Source organism: Cellulomonas uda, assembly GCF_006538705.1.
In the GTDB taxonomy this organism is placed as follows: domain Bacteria; phylum Actinomycetota; class Actinomycetes; order Actinomycetales; family Cellulomonadaceae; genus Cellulomonas; species Cellulomonas uda.
The window spans coordinates 1-1,279 of the sequence record NZ_BJLP01000099.1 but is presented as its reverse complement, the minus strand read 5'-3'; the positions used below and the strand labels follow the sequence as shown (position 1 = coordinate 1,279).

The 1,279-nt window shown below is 68.6% G+C and carries 1 protein-coding gene; it reads left to right on the top strand.

Annotation, left to right across the window (positions count from 1 at the left end; all coding sequences use genetic code 11):
* Window positions 1-73: 73 nt before the first annotated feature.
* Window positions 74-1,243 carry an IS481 family transposase gene (locus CUD01_RS16295; RefSeq protein WP_141322534.1) on the top strand — a complete coding sequence of 390 codons (1,170 nt, stop codon included), beginning with the start codon at window positions 74-76 and terminating at the stop codon, window positions 1,241-1,243.
* The last annotated feature ends 36 nt before the right edge of the window (window positions 1,244-1,279 follow it).

The following is a 1,279-nucleotide window of genomic DNA, read 5'->3' as shown; positions in this document are numbered from 1 at the left end:
GGTGTGCTGTTTCAGGACATAGGCAACGCATGTCTCAGGACATAGGCAACACGTCCGGTGGGGATCCTCGGGCATGTCGCGCGCTCGTCTGGTCATCACCGCTGTCGTGCTCGAGGGCCGTTCGCAGGCCGAGGTCGCCCGCGCCTACGGACTGTCCCGCTCCTGGGTGAGCCGTCTGGTCGCCCGCTACCGCGACGTCGGCGAGGCCGCGTTCGAGCCACGCTCGCGCCGCCCGCGGTCCTCACCGCAGGCGACCGCACCGCAGATCGTCGACCTGATCATCGAGCTGCGCGCCAAGCTCCTGAACGACGGCATGGACGCCGGTGCACGCACCATCGCCTGGCACCTGACCCAACACCACGACCTCACGATCGCCCCGGCCACGATCTGGCGACACCTGAACACGGCCGGCCTGATCACACCCGCACCCAAGAAGCGCCCCCGCACGTCCTACATCCGCTTCGAGGCGACCCTGCCCAACGAGCTGTGGCAGACCGACTTCACCCACGTGCGCCTGGCCGACGGCACCGACACCGAGGTCCTGACGTTCATCGACGACCACTCCCGGTTCGTCGTGGCCTGCACCGCCCACGACCGCGTCCGCGGACCAGACGTCGTGACCACCTTCCGGGCCGCGATCAGCGAGCACGGCGTCCCGGCCGCGGTCCTGTCCGACAACGGCATGGTCTTCACCACCCGCCTGGCCGGTGGTCGCGGCGGCCGCAACGCGTTCCAGTCCGAGCTGGCACGCCTGCACGTCGAGCAACGCAACTCCCGCCCGAACCACCCCACGACCTGCGGCAAGGTCGAACGCGTCCAGCAGACCCTCAAGAAGTGGCTCGCCGCGCACCCCTGCGCTACCACCCTGCACGACCTGCAGAGACTGCTCGACCAGTGGCGTGAGCACTACAACACCGCTCGACCCCACACATCACTGCGCGGACGAACGCCCGCCGCGGCCTACGCCGCCAAGGCCAAGGCCCACCCCCACGGCGGGGCCGGCACCCACGAACGCGTCCGCCACGACCGCATCGACACCAACGGCAAACTCACCCTGCGAGTCCACGGCCGACTACACCACATCGGCATCGGACGAACCCACGCCCGAACCCCCGTGATCATGCTCATCGCCGACCACGACGTCCGAGTCGTGCACGCCATCACAGGCGAGCTCCTGCGCGAGCTGACCATCGACCCCACGCGCGACTACCAACCTCAGAAACACAACAAGCCGGACCCCTGAGGGTCCGGCTTGTTGCCGATGTCCTGCGACATCACA